Here is a 19,401-nt window from a genome sequence, read left to right as displayed (position 1 = left end):
GTTATAAGCATTTTTTTTATTTTTAAAACCATCTAAGGTCAAATAAAGTCAAAAAGTCAGTAAAAGTTAGACAGCCTGCGTCCGGCTGGATTTTTTCCTGGAAATTGGCTGTTAAACGGCAAAAATCGGCTGTTATTGCCGTTTATTCAACTCCAACTGAGAACCTTTTTCTGGTAATATTAAATTATAAACAGCCTAGTAGCATGCCAACCTTAAAACGGTAGGATTAGGGTTGGCACGCTACTAACCACCGGCTTAAAAACTTACATTATTTGTGAAGGGGGTTACACATTATGAACAATGAAAAATATACCCAGAAAGCGGCTGCCGCCTTGCAGGAGTCGCAACAACTGGCAGCCTTACATTACCATCAGGAACTAACCACCAGACATTTGGCGCTGGCGCTGATTAAAGATGCCGTAGGGATTACGGCCTATCTCCTGGCCCAATTGCAAATTGATGTCCGCATGCTCACCGCCAAACTGGAGCAACTGCTCAAAACCCTGCCATCGGTACGCGGCCAGGACGGCGGGCTGAGAATGAATACCGCCATGATCCGGGTACTGGCCTTAGCCGAAAAACAGGCTAACGCCATGAAGGATGAATATATTAGTGTCGAGCACTTACTGATAGCCATTGCCGAGGATGGCGACAGTGATGTGGTGGCTGCCTGCCGTGATTTCGGCCTGACCAAAGGTAAGATTCTGGAGACAGTAAACCAGTTCCGGCGCGGCCAATCCATCACCAGCGACAATCCTGACGAAAATTTGCAAGCCCTGAACAAATATGGCCGGGACTTAACCGAACTGGCTAAAGCGGGCAAATTAGACCCGGTTATCGGCCGGGACGAAGAAATTCGCCGCGTTGTGGAAATTCTGTCACGCCGTACCAAAAACAACCCGGTACTGATTGGCGAGCCGGGTGTCGGCAAAACCGCCATTGTCGAGGGGTTGGCCCGGCGGATTATCGCCGGTGATGTACCGGAAAGCCTGAAAAACAAAACCGTATACTCCCTTGACCTGGGAGCTATGGTAGCCGGCGCCAAATTCCGCGGCGAATTTGAAGAACGCCTCAAAACCGTCTTAAGCGAAATTACCAAAGCAGAAGGTAAAATTATATTATTTATCGACGAACTGCACACGGTCGTCGGTGCCGGTGCCGCCGAAGGCGCCATGGATGCCGGCAATATCCTGAAGCCCATGCTGGCCCGGGGTGAACTAAAATGTATTGGGGCCACAACGCTGAACGAGTATCGCAAGCATATTGAAAAAGATGCCGCTCTGGAACGTCGTTTCCAGCCGATTATGGTAGATCAGCCCGGTACCGAGGATACCATCTCCATTTTGCGGGGGTTGCGGGAACGCTATGAAGTGCACCATGGCGTAAAAATCAAGGATGCCGCCCTGGTAGCCGCCGCCGTATTGTCTGACCGCTATATTGCCGACCGGTTCCTGCCGGACAAGGCCATCGACCTGGTCGATGAAGCGGCAGCCAAGCTGCGCACCGAAATTGACTCCATGCCCAGCGAACTGGATGAAGCCCTCCGCCGCATCATGCAGCTGGAAATTGAGGAGCAGGCATTAAAAAAAGAAACCGACACGGCTTCTAAGGACAGATTGGAGCGCATCCATCACGAATTAGCCAGCCTTAAAGAGCAGGCAGATTCTCTCAAGGCCCAATGGCAGTTAGAAAAACAGGCTATCGTCCGCCTGCGGGAGGTAAAGGAAGAGATCGAAACCGTCCGTACCCAAATGGAAGCCGCCGAACGAAGCTATGACTTAAACCGCCTGGCTGAGCTTAAGTATGGGCGCCTGCCTGAACTGGAGAAAAAGCTTAAAACCGAAGAAGAACGGCTGACTCAGAACCGGTCTCACAAAGCCATGCTTAAAGAAGAAGTGGATGAAGACGATATTGCCAAAGTAGTCAGCCGCTGGACCGGTGTGCCTGTCACGAAACTCATGACCGGTGAACGGGAAAAGCTGGTTAATCTGGAATCGGTTCTGCACCACCGGGTAATCGGACAGGATACTGCCGTCACCGCCATCAGCGAGGCCATCATCCGTGCGCGGGCCGGGATCAAAGACCCCGGCCGCCCGATCGGCTCCTTCATCTTCTTAGGACCAACCGGTGTCGGCAAAACCGAACTGGCCAAAACACTGGCCGAGGTGCTGTTTGATGACGAACGCAGCATGATCCGCCTGGATATGAGTGAGTACATGGAAAAGCATGCGGTTGCCCGCCTCATCGGCGCGCCTCCCGGTTATGTCGGCTATGATGAAGGCGGTCAGTTGACCGAAGCCGTCCGCCGCCGTCCTTACAGCGTCCTGCTCCTGGATGAGGTGGAAAAGGCCCATAATGATGTATTCAATGTCCTGCTGCAAATTTTGGACGACGGGCGCCTGACTGACAGCAAAGGCCGTACCGTTGACTTTAAAAACACCGTTATCATCATGACCTCCAATCTCGGCTCCCACGAAATCCTCAACAACGAATTTGCGGCTGCCAAAGAACGGGTGCTGGAGCTTTTGAAACACCATTTCCGGCCTGAATTCTTAAACCGGATAGACGATATAATCGTCTTTAACGCCCTCACTGCGGCTCAAGTGGCTGAAATTGCCGCCATCATGCTGGAAAACCTGAATAAGCGCCTGCATAAACAGCTTAACATCAGCCTGGCCTGGGATGACAACGCCCTTGAACTGCTGGCCAACGAAGGCTATGACCCGCAATTCGGGGCCCGGCCTTTAAAACGTCTTATCAGCCAGTTGGTAGAAACTGAACTTAGTAAAATGATCATTCGCAGCGAAATACAGGAAAATAGCAAAGTTACTTTACACGCTCCTGCCGGGAAACTGGTCTTTACCGTTGAACCAAAGGTAACTACCGCCTCCCAGGACTAACCTGCCCAAATCCCGGCCTATGCCGGGATTTTTCCTTAGTCTGACAAAAAGTACTGTGTTTTCCCTTGCAGGACTTAAGTACTAATAGCATTATGACTTTTGACTGATTGAATTCCAATAAAATACAACTTATACTTAAACTGCCGAGATATTTTTCAGTGAACGGCAAACCAGGCTGAAACCTCCAGCTGCAACAAGCAGAAGTCAAAAGTGGAATCCACTGGAGGTTGAATGAATAATCTCCCGGTGGACTTAACACTTCGCCTAAAGCTAAGTCTGCTTTGCAAAATCTACATAGTCAGCAAAAGGAGTTGGTCTTATGGCAACTGCGATGACTGCAGTAAAAGATTTGATGCCAGGTATGATAATCGGCGAACCGGTTTTATCACCCACCGGCAAAGTGCTGTTGGGAAAAGACATAGTAATTGCACCCCGCACGATTTCACTATTAATGATGTGGAATGTCAGCCATGTCTTTGTCGTTAGTGATTCACCTGACGGCCCACCGGCAGAACAGGCATCACCGGAGCAGGCCCCTGCCACCCCGGGCCGTGTGACTGAAGAGTTCACAACCTTCTTTAAAGAATACGACGGGTTGATAACAACTACCGCCCAGTCTTTTAATTTTATCCGGAATAGCCGTCAAATTCCGATTCAGGAACTAAAGGATACTTCGTTTAGCATCTACTCTACCGTATTGTCCACCGGCCCGGCGATCATGGATTACCTGCTGGTAAGCGACTACAATCTCGCCGACAAGGTTACCCGCCATTCGGTTATGGTAGCCTTCATCAGCAGCATTATCGGCCGCAAGCTTAAATTTAGCGATGACCAGATAAAAGTACTCATTCTGGCAGGTCTTTTACATGATGTTGGCAAACTGGTTATCGCCAAGGATGGCGAGCCTGAGCCCAAAGCCCATGTAATCCACGGCGGCAAACTGCTCCAGCATGTGCCGTCATTACCGCAGGAAGTATTATTCAGCGCTTTGCAGCATCATGAATGGATGGATGGCAGTGGTGTTCCCTTAGGCTCGGCCGGTGAAAAAATCCATCCCTATGCCCGGATTATTGCCGTTGCCGACTTTTTTCACCAGCACGCTTACGCTGCTGAGAATGCCAATCCCTTCCCGGTTTTGACCTATATGGCGAAAGAACTGTTCGATAAATTAGACCAAGGGATCTGTCAGCCGTTTATCCGCCATGTACGTGACTGTCTCACCAACTCGCCGGTACTCTTAAACGACGGACGCACAGGCCAGGTTATTTTCTTTAACCCCAACCATCTGGACAAACCGATCATTAAAACCCATACCGGCACAATCATTGATCTTACCACAACCAAAAATATTTTTATCCAACGCCTTGTCGCGCAGGATTGTTTGGCCAACGCCAATTAAAACAGGCTTATTCCTCAGAGGATAACCACCCTTATAGTTAAAAAAAGTAGGTTGCCAGAAAACCGCGGCAGCCTACTTTTTTTATCCTGTTATTTATCCGATGACTAACTCGCTCTAAGACTCCCACCTCTCCAGGTAGGAGTATACCCCTACGGGCACAGGCGAGCGACTAAGTCCCTGGATAAGGGCGACTAACTTCAGATGGGGTCAAACCCCCTCCTGAAGCTAAGTCTACTTTATATCAGCTTTCTGTGGTCCACTACCCGCTTGGCCTTGCCTTCACTGCGGGCAATGGTATGCGGCGGCACCATCTGCACAGCGGCCTTGACATTCAGCACGGCTTTCAGCTGTTTCTGGATGGCTTTTTCCATCCCGAGCATTCCGGCTTCACCAAGCTCTATATAGCCTGCTTCTGTCGGTTCTACCAGCACTGTCAGTTCATCCAAATTATTGCGTCGATCAATGATTAACTGGTAGTGCGGCGCAGTAGAGCCCATTTCTAACAGCACACTCTCAATCTGAGAGGGAAATATATTGGCGCCACGGATAATCAGCATATCGTCACTGCGGCCTGTGACCCGTTTCATGGTAATGCCGGTACGTCCACATGCGCAGGATTTTCGTTCAAGCGCCGTAAGATCGCGGGTGCGGTAGCGCAGCATCGGCATTCCTTCTTTGGTCAGGGTGGTAATCACCAGTTCACCGCTTGCTCCTTCCGGCAACACCTCGCCGGTTACCGGATCAATGATCTCCGGATAAAACAAATCCTCATGGAAATGAAGGCCTTCCTGACAGCGGCAGTCGGTAGCCACACCTGGTCCGATAATTTCGCTTAAACCATATACATCATAAGCCCGGGTGTCAAATAATCTCTCAATCTCCAGCCTCATCCCCTCTGTCCAGGCTTCCGCACCGCAAAACACAGCCTTCAGCCCCAGAGATTTTGGATCAATACCCTGCTCCTGCATGGCCTCAGCCACATGCAGAGCATATGAAGGCGTTATGATGATATCGGTTACGCCAAAATCCTTCATCAGGATGGCCTGACGAACCGGGTTGCCGGAAGAAGCCGGTACAATGGCGGCTCCCACATGTTCGGCCGCATAATGCATTCCTAAACCGCCGGTAAACATACCATAATTGACGGCAACCTGGAAGACCGAGTCTGCCCCCAAACCACCGGCAGCCAGTGTCCTGCCCAGCGATTCAGCCCACATAGCCAAATCGTTTTTGGTATAAGCAACAGCGGTTGACCTGCCGGTGGTACCGCTGGATGAATGAAACCGGGAAATTTCGCGAAGCGGCACCGCGAGTAACCCATAGGGATAATTATCACGCATATCCTGTTTGGTTGTCATCGGCAGTTTTGCGATATCGGCCAGCGACTTGATATCTTCCGGTACTACCCCATGTGACTTTAGCCGCTCCCGGTAAAAAGGAACATTGCGATATATTCTGGCCACCAGTTCTCGCAGGCGTCCAAGCTGCAGCTCTTGCATCGCCTCGATAGGCATTGTTTCTATGGCTTGATTCCAAATAGTCATTTACGAATCTCCTCCTCCTTGTGTTTAGCGGCAAAACCGTTCAGCAATGCCGCAACCGGATAATACATTGCCTGGGCAATCACCGTATTGGCGACAGTCACTGTCAGTACTACCGGCAGCATGCCATAAAGATAAACATTAAGCGGCAAACCCAGAATAAGTTTTGCCAGGGTGGTAAAGGTCAGTCCGCTCGCCAACGTGCCGCACAAGGCCCCTACCGCCGGCCGGAAATCCATCAGCCCTATTTTCATGCTGACCGGCAGACTGACTACAATAGCGCAAACTAGCGCTCCTATGGGTTCGCTGATGAGATTGCCATAGGGAAAAACCGATTTGGAAGTAGCCAAACACAACGCTCCGGCCACCAACCCAATACCCATGGATCGTCCCAGTGACGGACGAAACAGCACAATCGCCAAACAATACATCGCAATAATCCAGTTAGGTGAAATACCGCCAATACTTGGACTAACCAGCCTGAGAATGGCACCAATGGCCAGCAGCATCGCCGATACCGCCGCCCAGCGAAACCGCCCCTCCTGCCCGGTGGCAACGGTAACCAGTTCCTGTTGTTTGTTTTCCATTTTTACGTCCCTCCCTATCTACAAATAATTGTCTGCCGGAATTGCAGAGAAGTCTTCAGCTGCTAAGCGTACCGCCCGGAAGGGCAACAACGCAGCTGGCGGCTTATCCGCAATGCTAAAGTATCAGGCACAAAATATAAAAACCCCGTCTCCTGAACTACGCTATTGCGTAGCTCAAGGGACGGGGAATAACCCGCGGTGCCACCCTCATTGGTCATGACAAACATCTGACCCGGCTTATCAAAGTACGGGATACTATCCGATACCTGCTTCCTGCTAACGGCGGAAGAATCCGACAGCGCCTACCCCGTCCCTGAGACGGCTCGGACTGTATCTCCCAGGCCCATTCGCCATACCGGTTTAGCGCCAAACTCTCACTATCATTGGCTCGCTGCAGCTTCCTGCGTATGTTTACTCTTCCTGGTCATTGATATTCAGCAATATTGATTTTGTGTATATAGAATACCAAGGGACACGTACATTTGTCAATACTCAATCACCTATATATTTAAACTTGCCAATCTTTTGCCAGAATGCTATACATGTTATATATAACGTGCTAACTATTTTTCCAAGCGGGTGGTGTATTGGCAAACGCGGAAGTCAAACGCCCGTGGTGGAGCGTTGTCAATGCATCGCCCGCCTCCACCTGTCAGATTCTTTAACACGGAATTAATCCTAACATTACACTCCCGAACGACTGTTTAAAGTGAGGTGTGCTTATGTCTATGCCTATACCTGCTTTCACCTGGGTGCTTGCTGCCATCCTGTTGCTTTTCCCCCTGCCGGCGCTTGCCGACACCGGCTTACAAACCCCACCGCATTTACCGCCGGCGGTCGTAGAAGTCAAACTGTTTCAGCTTGAGCACAAAGACGTTATCGCGATAGCGGTGGAAACACAGGTGACCGGTGCGGGCCACTTGCTGTTACATAAATTAGAACCACAGTATCATATAAATAAACGAGCGAACACGGTGGAAGTCACCCTGGAGGCCCGGCCGTCCCTGCCGGAACTTGCGGGAAGAACGGCTGTTATCACCCCCCTGCCCTCTCATCGGGTAAAGACTTTGACAGTGACTGCCGGCGAAAACCAGCTGACAATAGCAGCAAGGTTTAATAACAGCACCACCCAGCCCCGCCTGACCACAGTCAAGCGCAAACCGGTAAAACAAGCGGACAATACTGTTACTTTCCGTACCTACCTTGTACTGACGTTTGCTGATACTGCCGCAGGCCAACCGCCGAAAACCCTGGTTATTGATCCCGGACACGGCGGCAGTGCTCTGGGAGCAACCACCAACTTTCTCCTGGAAAAAGACCTTAATCTGGACATTGCCTTGCTAAGCCGCGATATATTCCGCCGGCATGGGTATGACGTGTACATGACCAGGACAGATGACAGCAATCCCCGCCTAATTGACCGGGCTGATGCCGCCAATATTTTGCAGGCTGACGCGCTAATCTCAATCCATAATAACTCCCTGCCAGAGAGCGCACCCACTGCGGAGCTAAAGCGGGGCGCAACCGCACTGTATAACTCGGCGGCTGCCCGGCCGGGCAAGGAATTGGCTGCGCTTATCGCCGGCCAGTTGGCAGACACCCTCCGGATTCCCCAGTACCCACTGCAGGACCGGCCGGATTTAGTCCTGCTTAATTCCACCTCAATCCCGGCAGTCATCGCCGAAGTATCCATGCTGCCGCATCCACAGGATGCAAAAATGATCTCCCAGCGGGTGTACCGGCTGGCAGCCGCCCAGGCTATTTTTACGGCAACGGACAGCTACTTTGCCGGTCCCCCGCAGGTTACCGCTCCGGTCACTGCCTTGGCCGCCCCGATCCCCATTGCCGCCAACACAGCCAATAGTGGCCTGGCAGCTGCTGCCGCTGACGGTACACTCTATTACCTTGCTCTTGCCGGCGACATACCGGCCGGCGGCCGGGAAAAAATATTCCGGCTAAAACCAGGCGAAACCACACCGGTTTCCCTTACGGATGACGAAGCCTGGAATTTGGTTATTTCCGGGAAATATTTGTATTACAGCAATTGGTCGGACGATCATCGCCTTTACCGGATAAAACCTGACGGCACAGACAAAACCAAACTGGGAAACCATCCGGTCAGCCAATTGGCGATTGCCGGTAACTGGCTGGTATATGTGAAATGGACTAACAGCCGCTCAGCCCAAGATAACAACATTTATAGAATGCCGCTTGCCGGAGGTTTCCCGCAAAAAATCGGCAGCGACCAGGCTGAATCGGTACAGGTTCTGGATAACTGGATTTACTATCTCAATGGCACCGACGGCTACAAAATATACCGCATTAAACCGAACGGGACAGGGCGCAGCAAGCTTACCGAAGATCAGGCTGTTTGCCTGGCAGTGGCTGATAACACGATTTATTACAGCAACTACAGTGACGGGCAAAAACTGTATGCCCTCAGCACCGATGGCCGCCACCGCGTCAAATTATCTAACGATCCAGCCGGCTTCATAGCTGCTGGCAACGGCTATGTCTATTATACTAATGCCTCGGCCAACCATGCGTTATACCGTATGACCGCTGCCGGCCATAATAAGCAATTGGTCTGCGATTTAGGCGTTGGACCACTGCCAATCGATATTGTAAATAACGCCATTTATTATAACCGGCAGTTTATCAGCACTGAAAACCGGTAGTGCCGGGATACCTATTCGCAATGCATAAGGAGGCTTATCCATGTTCCCAATCCGCTTTTTACAACTTGTTCCGGTGGCTCTGGCCGGCATCACCTTGGTTTTGAGCCTGTTAGCCCAGCCGGCTCTGGCCAGTCAGCCGGAACCGCCGCCCGGCTATTTTGCCTTGCAGCCCTATAAACAACCGGCCAAGCCAACAGCACTGGATAAAAGGCTGCTGGCAGCCATGGAAGCACATAAAGTTGTCGGCCTTTCGGCTGCGGTGTTCAAAGATAATAAACTGATCTGGAGTGGCGGCTACGGTTGGGCTGACCTTAATACCGGCCGTGAGGTAACGGCAGATACGCTATTCCGGGCAGCTTCCATTTCCAAGATGATCACCGCCACCGCGCTAATGCAACTCTACGACCAGGGAAAATTCGACCTTGATGACGATATTGGCAGCTATCTTGGCTACCCGGTCCGCAATCCGTATTATCCTGCCGCCAATATCACCTTCAGGCAGCTGCTTACTCATACTTCCAGCATCACCGATAGCGGCATGTATAACAGTATTGTCGAAAACAACCCTGAACTGCTGCAAACCATCGATATCAAAGATCTGCTGGTTCCCGGCGGCCGGTATTATACCCGGGCAACCTTTGCCGGTTATGCCCCAGGCTCACAATTTAGTTATTCCAACTTTGGCACAGGCATTGTCGGTTCGCTTGTTGAAAAAATCTCGGGCCTGCCTTTTGATACCTACTGTGCCAGATATATTTTCAAGCCCCTTACTATGGATGCCGGTTTTGAGCCTGCCAATATCAAAAACTGGCAGAACATTGCCGTATTGTACCGCCCGTCGGCAAACTTGACCAGCTTCCGCCCAACCAGGGATAATTATAACGGTACTAAGCCTGCACCAACAGCAATTACAGCACCCCTGGGCAGTGCGCTTGGCCGCTCCCCGGCCGGCGGTCTGCGCTCCAGTTCCACCGATTTGGCCAAGTTTATGCAGGCCCATATGAATGGCGGTGTGTATAAGCGCACCCGTATCCTTACAGCAGATACTGCCGACCTGATGCATAGCATGCAGTGGTTTGGCAATAGCATGGACGGTTTTTATAAACAAAAAGGGCTCAACTTCCATATAACTGACGACTTAGTACCAGGCAGACGCCTGCTCGGTCACTCCGGTGAAGCTTACGGCCTGTCAGGTGATGCCTATTATGACCCGGAAAGCAACCTTGGCATAGTGTTTATGGTCAATGGCGCCAACCTGACCAATGCCAACCCCTTCTACAGTGTAGAAAACACCATCGCCAAAACATTGTTTGAGGCTTTTGCCCCCAAAGGCAAAAGCAGTGCCAAGCAAATCAAGACAAAGGACAATGCTGTTTTTGTTACCGTAAATAATCGCAAAATAGCGCTTGGAGTTCCTGCCGCAGTAATGAAAGCCGGCAAAACGCAGCTGCTTTTCCTGCCGGCCATCGCAGCCGCCGATGCGCTTGCCACCGGTATTGAACAGACAGGCGATACCGTTACCTTTACCGCCGGACAAAACAAAGCCACCCTGACTGCCGGCCAGCCTGCGATGGCAGTCAATGGCAAAACCACACTCCTCCCGCAGGCCCCCTATAAGCAAAATGGGCAGTTATTAGTTCCCGTCCGGGAACTGGCGGCTGCGCTAAGCATTAATGTCAAGATAAAAGTATAATCACAGCCTATGTAAAAACAGAGAACCCGCTTGCTACAGGGTTCTCTGTTTCATTGTCTCGAAGAATCATCTGTTGCCTGTCCCGGGCTGCTCAGCTGTTTTTCGAGCTCAGTAAAAATATAGCTGACACCACCGGCTGTATCTGCCAGTTTTTTGAGAAAACCCTCATCTGCATCAAGACCAATACATAAAAAAGCACAATTAGCCTGTTTCAGCTCAACGGCAGCCGCCAGCGCATCTGTCAGCGGATTTACTGCCTCCTCGTATTTCCGGCTGGGTATCCCGTCGGTAACAAGTACCAGCAGCGGCTTGCGGGCCTGTTGCTCCGCAATATAGGCCAGCGAACGGCGAATGCCCAAAGCCAGCGGCGTAGCCCCAAAGGTCGTAATGGTATCAAAAGCGCTAAGAACAGTTTGCCTACCGGCAGTAAACGGTACAATCAGATCTGCCCGGTTATCCTGAAAAGTCACCAAACTAAGCCGGCTGCAGCCATAACGGCTAAGTTCCCCGGCCACATACCGGGCTGCCTGAAGCCTGAAACCTGCCATGCTGCCACTACTATCAACCAACAGGCAGATATCACTCCCCCGTCCGGGCCGCCGACCAACAAACCGGAGATCTGCCGGACTAATCTGCAGCCGTCCGGTCATGCCGTCGGCAAGCAGGCGGGCGGCTGCCGCACTTACCGTAGCAGCCACATCAACCCCGGCGGAAAACGGCAGGGAAGCGCTTGTGTTCCTGCCTGCCGCCTGATTATAGAAAAGGGTACGCGTACCCGGTATCGGCCCGGCCTTGCTCCGTACGTTATGTACTGCCTGCCTCAAACTGTCATGCAGACCGGGAGCGCAAAAACCAGGAAAAGCGCCCTTAGCAAGCGGCGGTGCAGCCTGCCGGTCTCTTGCCGGTATCCCGGCTTCCTTTACAACAACAAGCGTCTGGCCTTTGCCGCCTGCGGATAATTGTTGCTTGTGCGGCGGTACTGCCGGTGAACCAGTGCTGTCCGGTGGTGGTCGGCTTGGAACAGCCTCGCTGGTACACGCAGCCTCCTGCCCGGTTTGTCCTGCCGGTGGTTTACCGACAAGCAGGGAATCGGTCTGATCAGTATAAGGGCTAATATCTGCCAGGCTATCTGTCGAATCGACATGCGAAATACCTTCATTGCACCGGAGTTCCAGACCTGATTCGGCAACCGCCGCCTCAGCGGCTGCTACAATATAAAACAAACATGGCAGTTCATCAGGAGGTATGCTTAGCGCCACGTGAACGTGATTCTCATGTGCACGGCGCACAGATCGTTTTTTCCCGCCCTGCAGGCTGCCGGTAATTCTGCCGCCGCCGGTTGCCGTCTGAATATCCAGCAACGCCGGATTAACTGCCCCCCGGCAAGCCAGCTCTGTCTGATTGGCGGCGCAGGCGTTATACACAGCAATAGCCTGACAAAGATGCCGGGCCGCCTGTCGATGATCCACCCTGCCACACTGATGGAAAATATCAAGATGCCAGACAGCCCCTTCGTCCTGGCGTTGATAAAAGACCTGACCGGCATCGCTGTTTATTAATATCTGGACATGTTCAGGGCAGCGGGGCTGAAAAGCATGGACCTTCGTACTCAGCACCGCGCTTTGCCCCAGCCGTACCCCCTGGCCTGCCGCAATTGCCTGACTGACAACAGCTGCCGCCTGGTCCAAACGCCCCAAGGGCAACTGTTCCAAAGAAGCCCTCAATCGATCACCCATGTTGCTTGGGTTCCCTGGTCACAAGCTGCTCATCCGGCAATTGAGAAATAGGCAAAGCCGGTTTGGGCGGTGCAATAATCGTGGTTTTCAGCGGATCGACAATCCGGGCGTTCCCTTCTCCACCCTGGGCATCGCCACTGATACCGGCTGCTGGTAAATGAGGCAGGCTCTGAAGCCAGGCCGTCAGCCGCCGTTTACAAGCCACCCACCAAGCCACCCACGGGGATATTTCCCGGAAGGCTCCCTGTTCAGCGCCTTCTGCCACAGGGGCCTGCCCGCTTTCCTGCCCGCCGGTCAGGCTGTTAAGATAACCCATAATGGCATCAATGGTGCCGGCGTTGACCCGGTGTGCCAACGCCAGCGGTGCTACCTGCGTTAGCTCAGCAATACCGGCGGTGGAACGTCCTGCCAGCAAAGCTGCCAGACAGCTTGCGGTCTCCATAGCCGCCACACTGCGGAGGCTCTCCAGGCCAAAATCCAGATATATTTTCCCCAATATCAGCCTTACCTCCGGGCTCACTTCGACAGCATCCAAACTGCCTGACAGCTGACCGATATTCCCGGCCACCGGCTGCTCCCGGCTTTTGCCTGCCAATATGTCAACAACAGCCTGGCAATTGTCCGGCCGCCCCATAACGACCGTTACGTCAAACCGGTCTGCCAGCTGTTTTCTGATCCGGCTCAGCGGGCCGGGATCTTCATCCGGATTGGAAGCCGCCCAAATACTGACCGTTACCGGCAGCTCAACGACCGGCAAGCCCGGTTCTTCAATCTGTACCCGCCCCGGCCGCGTCCCCATAACATCTAACAAAACATCGGCCAGTTCCGGGGCCGTATCGGCCAAACGGTTGATTTCATCAATAAAAATAATGCCCCGGTGGGCCTGGGGAATGGTGCCAGGCAAAAGTGCCGCCAGGGGATTGGCCGGATTGGTCAAATTCGCAAGGTCGATACTGCCAACAACAGTTCCTAACTTGGCTGCCTGCGATATCTCCAGAAACGGCCGGGGAATTTCCTCTGTCCCCAACAGCGCAATCTCTTCCTGTGACAACCGGCGATGAAAGGGGCAATGCGGCATTGCAGGGTGGCAATTGTACAGGCAGCCCTTTATCCGGGTAATGGGCGGCAGCAGTTCCCGTGCTGCCCGCATAATGGTGGTCTTGCCTGTGCCGCGCAAGCCTTCTGCCTGAATATGAAAAGGCCGTTCATGCAAGAGGGCCGCCACCGACATTTCGACAACCCGGAACAGATCCTGATTACCGTTGTGACGGATAAGCCGGTAATATAGATTCATCATAACCTTTCACCCCCTGAAATGGTTAGTGCCCCAACAGAAAGTATAACTTTCTTAAGAGCAGGATCAACATCGACTTCCACCGTTGCCAAAGGCTCGTTGCAAGCCGTGTTTTCGTTATTATGTAGTGTTTCCCAAGGGGATGCCGGCATACGGAAAAAATTAAAACTCTTTTCTTCCCAGTAAAAATAACGGCAATAAGCTAACAGCTATTCTCCGCAACTTGTTGCCGCAATCGAGTAGGAGGCTACCCATTAGTTGAGTAGCCGACCTCTCACACCACCGTACGTACCGTTCGGTATACGGCGGTTCAATAGTTTGAGTGCATTACCTCGTATCTTTTGGCTATATCGTCATAGCCAATGGATGCGAGGTATTCGTTTGTTAATGACCTGTGCAGAATCCAACTATCGGCAATACGCCAGTATCCAAGACGGGAGTAAGCCCATTCTCTGGCCTTCCGCTTTGGTATACCAAGCCGTTTAAGATTATCGAATCTCGCAGACGGTTTCTTCCATTGTTTCCAGAAGATTTGTCTTATTCTTCTGCGTATCCATTCGTTCAGTGATTTTATCTTTGAACTCATTTCGGCTATGGAATAGTACCCAAGCCATCCTATCGTATATTTCCTCATTTTATTTAAAATCAGGGATATTGGCTTGGCTTGTTTTCTGCTTGTCAGTTGCCTAATCTTGTTCTTGAATTTCTCTATTGGCTTGGCATGTGGGCGTATTCCTACTCTTTTCCCTGTTTTATATAGGGAGAAGCCTAGAAATTTCAACCTTAACGGACTTCCTGCTTTGCTTTTTTCCTGGTTCACCTTGAGTTTTAATTTCTTCTCAAGATAGTTAGTACAACTAGTCATTACTCGTTCGGCAGCTCTTTGGCTCTTGACGTATATGTTACAGTCATCTGCATACCTTACGAACCTATGTCCTCTGCTTTCTAGCATTCGGTCAAATGCAGTAAGGTATATGTTACTTAAGAGGGGCGAGAGGTTGCCTCCCTGTGGCGTCCCTTCTCTTGTCGGACTGACTAAGCCGTTTACCATTACGCCGCTCTTTAGGAACTTGCGTATCAGCTTTATTACTTGTTCGTCCTTTACCTCTTCTCTTATTCTATCTATCAAAATGTCATGGTTCACCGTATCGAAATAGCTTGCTAGGTCTATGTCTACTACTTTAATATAGCCTTCCTTGTAGTATTCTTTGGTTTTCTTTATTGCTTGGTGAGCATTGCGGCCTGGTCGAAAACCATAGCTGCTTTTAGAAAAGAGTGGCTCAAATATTGGCTCCAATACTTGCGCTATTGCTTGTTGTATCATGCGGTCTATTACCGTTGGTACTCCTAGTTTTCTCTTTCCTCCATCTGGTTTTGGTATTTCCACCCTTCTTACGGGTTTTGGTTTATACCAACCACCTCGGATGCTTGCCAGCAATTCTTCTTTGTGTTCTTTTAGATAGGGTAACATTTCTTCTACTGCCATTCCGTCTATGCCTGGGGCTCCGCCGTTTCGTTTTACGCGCAGATAGGCTGCGTTGAGATTGTCCCTATGCAGTATTTCTTCGAGCAAACTGTATGCACCGTCTTTATCTGCGGGTTCAAGTGATACAATGCTCCGCGCTCCGTTATTACTCTCTGTTTCCAACATACCCTCATAGCGGTAGCCAGCTTTCGCCGTTTTCTGCTTTCTTAACATTGTTTCACCATCCTCGTTCAAAAGACTACTATTGTTCGGTCCTTCCCGAAAAAAAAAACCGGTACTATGACCTCTGCTGACTTCTTGCAATTGAGCCATACATCACTGCATGGGTTCTTCGGGTGTCATGGGGTTGCCGATGTCTTTCGAAGCCTTGCAAGACCTCCCCGGTTAAGAACAGTAACCTTCATCCCATGTCACCGCCGCATTTACACTATGGAGTTCGGGTAGTGTTGGACTTCGTTTTGGCTAGCAAACTCGTCCGCTCCAAATATGCCTTATATGCGGTTTCTGTTCGTCGGTGCAGGATTTTGCCTACAGCTTCCTTCAGATTCCACCTCACGATGGACACCCTTGCTGTTCAGCTAATGGTTCCCACTACCATGCCCATAGCGGACTTTCACCGCCAAGTTACTGCCCATGCCGGGCGAACCAGCAAATCAGGTGGGGAATTATCCCCACCTGATTCAACGCTGCCTGCAGCAGCAAATGCTTCTATTTTGTCTTGTCACCAGCAGGCTTATCAATTCTTCCCGGATAAAGCTCCCCAGCCTATGTATATCATCAGACTAAAGCTCATTGGGATTGAAACTGCCTTCAGCTAACTAGCGGAAAAGCTTTTGGATCAGTTTGTCGGTAACGGCTTCCCTTACTTCCTCTTTCGTGACCGGCAGTTTGCGTTCCTGAAGCCTTTCCATCACACTCTGACTCAATTGTTCAGGATAGAAGGTTCCTATATCTGTCTTGATCACCAGATTGCCGATTTCGGTTGCCGCCGAACCCTGTTTGATAAAGCTGCCGGTCAGAGTCCTGAACGATATGCCGTACGCCTTGCCGTTGTCAATGGAAAAATTGCCCTGCACCACAGCAGCCGCCGCATCGCCGCTGGCCGTTCCGGTAAAGGCCAAGGGACCTTTAACATCTTTATCAGTCAGTTTTGAGCTGTCAAGACCGCTGCCGGAAACAGACAGGGAATATTGCTCGGTATCGGGGTTAATGTCACCGCTGGCCGATACGGAACCACCCAGCGAGGTACCATGCGCTGTCAGTAATTTCATGGTCTCCTGCGCATAGGAAAAAGCGCCGGTGATACCGTTGACAACAATATCATCAAACTGGATACTGCCAAGAGTAAAGTTGCCGGCCAACACCGGCGACAGAACCGGGCCGGTAATCGTCCCCTGTGCCGCCAGCATACCGCCGGTTTTCAGACTGGGCACCAGCGCTGCCGGGTCTGCGGCCGGCATTTGGACGGCAAAATCCAGTGTTTGCGTACCGTCCACACTTGTCAGCACCCGTCCGGCTCCGGTAACAGACTGCCCCCGGTACAAAGCCTGTCCATCCAGAAACTGAATAGCCTTATCCTGTTTTTCAAACCGGGCACTGCCTTGGGTCAATGCCAGCGCGCCGGTTGTGGCAATCCCGGAAAAGCGTCCTGCCAGTGTTTGCAGCAGTACCGCGCCTGAAGCATCCTTACCAAGTTTAACCGTCAGTTCATCCAGCCTGCCGCCGGTCAACTGAATGGGATCATCTGCCGACGTCAGGCCCAATTTAGCCAAATCCATGCCTTCTGCGGACAAATTAATTTCCGAAGTGCCTTGACTGCCCCATTGTCCGCCCAGCTTCAGGGCCGTCTCATCCACTTTGCCGCTGGCGGCAAAACCGAGCTGGTCTGCCTGCCGGAAATCAATATTGCCGGTTAACTGGTCTACCGTTTTGGCAAAAAACGCTGTTTCCACATGCAGCTTGCCACCCTCGACCTCTACCAGACCGGCAAAGCTGGCTTCTTCTTGTTCTTGTTTCGTCTTAAGCAAACCATCCCAATTCAACTTGTCCTGGTTATAGACAACCCAAACTTCCGGTTTTTCCACAACCACACCGGTCACCAACTGCGGCCCCAGCTGTCCTTTCAATAAGTCACTCCAGCTATAACTGATTTGTATCCGGCTGATCTTGGCCAGCAGTTTACCGGCCGCATCCAGCACCTGGACTTCCTTGGCCTCTACAGAACCTAAAATTGACAAATCAATGCCACCCACTATGACTTGGCCATTGACCGCTTCATTAGCCTGTACCAGCAGCGTTTGCTCCGCCACTTGCCGTACCTTGCCGGCGGCAAATTGAAAGAGACTTGCTCCTACCAGTACAATCACTGCAAAAATAAGCAAACCGATTTTTTTCCGGCTCCATGCCGGACGGGGTTCTATTACTGTTTGTTGTTCGTCACTCATCATTCACGCCTCCGGTATCTCTAAAATGGTTGCCGGCTGCCGCCGCCAGGCTGCATCCGGACCTGTTTTGAAACACAGTATGTATATATCATTCTCCCCTGCACCGCCTTTTTCCTGTTAAGCAAGCGCAGACAACTGCTTCCTAGTTCTGTCAACAGGTAACATCACTGAGGCGCAGGCGGCCGTCATGCATAAGCGGAGGTTAAGCGCCGGCGTCGCAGTATTCTGTGACGGCCGCCTGCGCCGGGCCTTGTACCGCCGTGATGCTATAATCTCCGGCAAACCTAAAAACAGAGATTGCAAGCACTATTGCCGCAATCTCTGTTACAGGTAAAGTTGATTATAAACTTAATTTGGTCTTAATCCGGTCAATGGCTTCCTGTGTGCTTTCCTGGCTGCCAAACGCCGTAAGGCGGAAATAGCCTTCGCCGGCCGGGCCGAAACCGGCGCCCGGTGTGCCGACAATGTTGACTTCGGTTAAGAGTTTGTCGAAAAACGACCAGGAATCATAGCCTTTAGGGGTCTTAAGCCAAATATAAGGCGCGTTTACCCCGCCGAACACATCCAGGCCAATGCTTTGCAAGCCTTCACGGATAGTCTTGGCATTCACCATATAGTAGTCAATCAGTTCTTTGATCTGCCGCTGGCCTTCCGGCGTATATACCGCTTCGGCACCGCGCTGGATAATATACGGCACACCATTAAACTTAGTGGTTTGGCGGCGGTTCCACAGCTTGTTCAAAGGGTATTGGCCGCCGTCTTTCGTTGCCGCCATAACCGTTTTGGGTACTACGGTAAAGGCGCAGCGGGTACCGGTAAAACCGGCATTTTTGGAGAAAGTCCGAAATTCAATGGCTACTTCTTTCGCCCCTTCAATCTCGTAGATGCTGTGGGGAATGCCCGGTTCCTGAATGTAGGCTTCATAGGCGGCATCATAGAGAATGACAGAACCATTGGCTTTGGCATAGTCTACCCATTTTTTCAGTTCTTCCTTCGGCAAGGTAGTGCCTGTCGGATTATTAGGAAAGCACAGGTAAATGATGTCCGCCCGCTCCTCAGGCAGTTCCGGGGTAAAGTTGTTTTCGGCATTGCAAGTCAAATAGGTAACACCGGCAAATTTACCGCCGGCCAGTTCGCCGGTACGCCCGGCCATAACATTGGTATCCAGATACACCGGATACACCGGGTCGGTAATAGCCACCACGTTATCCACACCGAAAATTTCCTGAATATTGCCGACATCACTTTTGGAGCCATCGCTGACAAATATTTCGTCAACATCCAGCGTCACACCCAGCGGTGCATAATCGGTAGCAATAATTTTCTCAATAAGAAAAGCGTAACCTTGCTCAGGGCCATAGCCGCGGAAGGTCCGGGCGTCAGCCATTTCGTCAACAGCAGTATGCAGCCCCTTGATGACTGCCTCAGGCAAAGGTCTGGTTACATCACCGATACCCAGTCTGATAATGTCGGCAGCAGGATGATCTTCCTTGAATTTGGATACACGCCTTGCTATTTCAGCAAACAAATAACTCCCAGGCAATTTAAGATAATTGTCGTTTATGAAGGCCATGCTGTGAAACTCCTCTCTGGTTTGAATAATTTGGCATTTAAGAATTGTTCCCCAAAATAGTAAGAGCCAT

The 19,401-nt window shown here is 51.3% G+C and carries 12 protein-coding genes; 5 read left to right on the top strand and 7 right to left on the bottom strand.

Annotated features, from left to right (window positions below):
- The first annotated feature begins 293 nt into the window (after positions 1-293).
- Together clpB and SPSPH_RS00355 are read left to right on the top strand one after the other, a co-directional pair.
- Complete coding sequence (clpB, locus tag SPSPH_RS00360) at positions 294-2,900, top strand: ATP-dependent chaperone ClpB (RefSeq protein ID WP_075752144.1); 2,607 nt, start codon at positions 294-296, stop codon at positions 2,898-2,900.
- Positions 2,901-3,219: 319 nt separating this feature from the next.
- Positions 3,220-4,299: an HD-GYP domain-containing protein gene (locus tag SPSPH_RS00355; protein ID WP_083945328.1), complete on the top strand. Its 1,080-nt coding sequence runs from the start codon at positions 3,220-3,222 to the stop codon at positions 4,297-4,299.
- Between the two features lie 236 nt (positions 4,300-4,535).
- On the opposite strand, the gene SPSPH_RS00350 is transcribed toward SPSPH_RS00355, so the two are convergent.
- Together SPSPH_RS00350 and SPSPH_RS00345 are read right to left on the bottom strand one after the other, a co-directional pair.
- Positions 4,536-5,843 (bottom strand): phenylacetate--CoA ligase family protein, encoded by a 1,308-nt coding sequence (locus SPSPH_RS00350; RefSeq protein WP_075752142.1) that lies wholly within the window; start codon positions 5,841-5,843, stop codon positions 4,536-4,538.
- On the bottom strand, positions 5,840-6,427 hold the full coding sequence (locus SPSPH_RS00345; protein WP_075752140.1) for a tryptophan transporter: 588 nt from the start codon (positions 6,425-6,427) through the stop codon (positions 5,840-5,842). Before SPSPH_RS00345 ends, SPSPH_RS00350 begins: the two co-directional genes overlap by 4 nt.
- A gap of 722 nt (positions 6,428-7,149) precedes the next feature.
- Between SPSPH_RS00345 and SPSPH_RS00340 the strand changes: the two genes are divergently transcribed.
- Positions 7,150-9,105: a DUF5050 domain-containing protein gene (locus tag SPSPH_RS00340; RefSeq protein WP_083945327.1), complete on the top strand. Its 1,956-nt coding sequence runs from the start codon at positions 7,150-7,152 to the stop codon at positions 9,103-9,105.
- Positions 9,106-9,145: 40 nt separating this feature from the next.
- Positions 9,146-10,798: a serine hydrolase gene (locus tag SPSPH_RS00335; RefSeq protein ID WP_075752136.1), complete on the top strand. Its 1,653-nt coding sequence runs from the start codon at positions 9,146-9,148 to the stop codon at positions 10,796-10,798.
- Between the two features lie 50 nt (positions 10,799-10,848).
- Here the strand turns inward: SPSPH_RS00335 and SPSPH_RS00330 are convergent, their stop codons facing one another.
- The 3 genes from SPSPH_RS00330 to ltrA form a co-directional block, all read right to left on the bottom strand.
- On the bottom strand, positions 10,849-12,510 hold the full coding sequence (locus SPSPH_RS00330; protein WP_075752134.1) for a vWA domain-containing protein: 1,662 nt from the start codon (positions 12,508-12,510) through the stop codon (positions 10,849-10,851).
- A gap of 16 nt (positions 12,511-12,526) precedes the next feature.
- Positions 12,527-13,831, bottom strand: coding sequence for a magnesium chelatase (locus SPSPH_RS00325; protein WP_233138617.1), 1,305 nt, complete (start codon positions 13,829-13,831; stop codon positions 12,527-12,529).
- Between the two features lie 307 nt (positions 13,832-14,138).
- A complete protein-coding gene (ltrA, locus tag SPSPH_RS00320) occupies positions 14,139-15,527 on the bottom strand; it encodes a group II intron reverse transcriptase/maturase (RefSeq protein ID WP_075752132.1) in 1,389 nt (462 codons plus the stop codon).
- A 230-nt stretch (positions 15,528-15,757) separates the two neighbouring features.
- Here ltrA and SPSPH_RS00315 point away from each other — a divergent pair, with 230 nt between their 5' ends.
- Complete coding sequence (locus SPSPH_RS00315) at positions 15,758-16,132, top strand: hypothetical protein (RefSeq protein ID WP_109298174.1); 375 nt, start codon at positions 15,758-15,760, stop codon at positions 16,130-16,132.
- On the opposite strand, the gene SPSPH_RS00310 is transcribed toward SPSPH_RS00315, so the two are convergent.
- Together SPSPH_RS00310 and SPSPH_RS00305 are read right to left on the bottom strand one after the other, a co-directional pair.
- Complete coding sequence (locus SPSPH_RS00310) at positions 16,133-17,761, bottom strand: AsmA family protein (RefSeq protein ID WP_143558939.1); 1,629 nt, start codon at positions 17,759-17,761, stop codon at positions 16,133-16,135. It lies immediately after the preceding gene.
- Between the two features lie 337 nt (positions 17,762-18,098).
- A complete protein-coding gene (locus SPSPH_RS00305) occupies positions 18,099-19,331 on the bottom strand; it encodes an LL-diaminopimelate aminotransferase (RefSeq protein ID WP_075752128.1) in 1,233 nt (410 codons plus the stop codon).
- Positions 19,332-19,401 lie beyond the last annotated feature (70 nt).

The organism is Sporomusa sphaeroides DSM 2875 (assembly GCF_001941975.2).
Lineage (GTDB): Bacteria > Bacillota > Negativicutes > Sporomusales > Sporomusaceae > Sporomusa > Sporomusa sphaeroides.
Note: the sequence above shows the minus strand (reverse complement) of the source record. Positions and strands in the feature narration are given on the sequence as shown.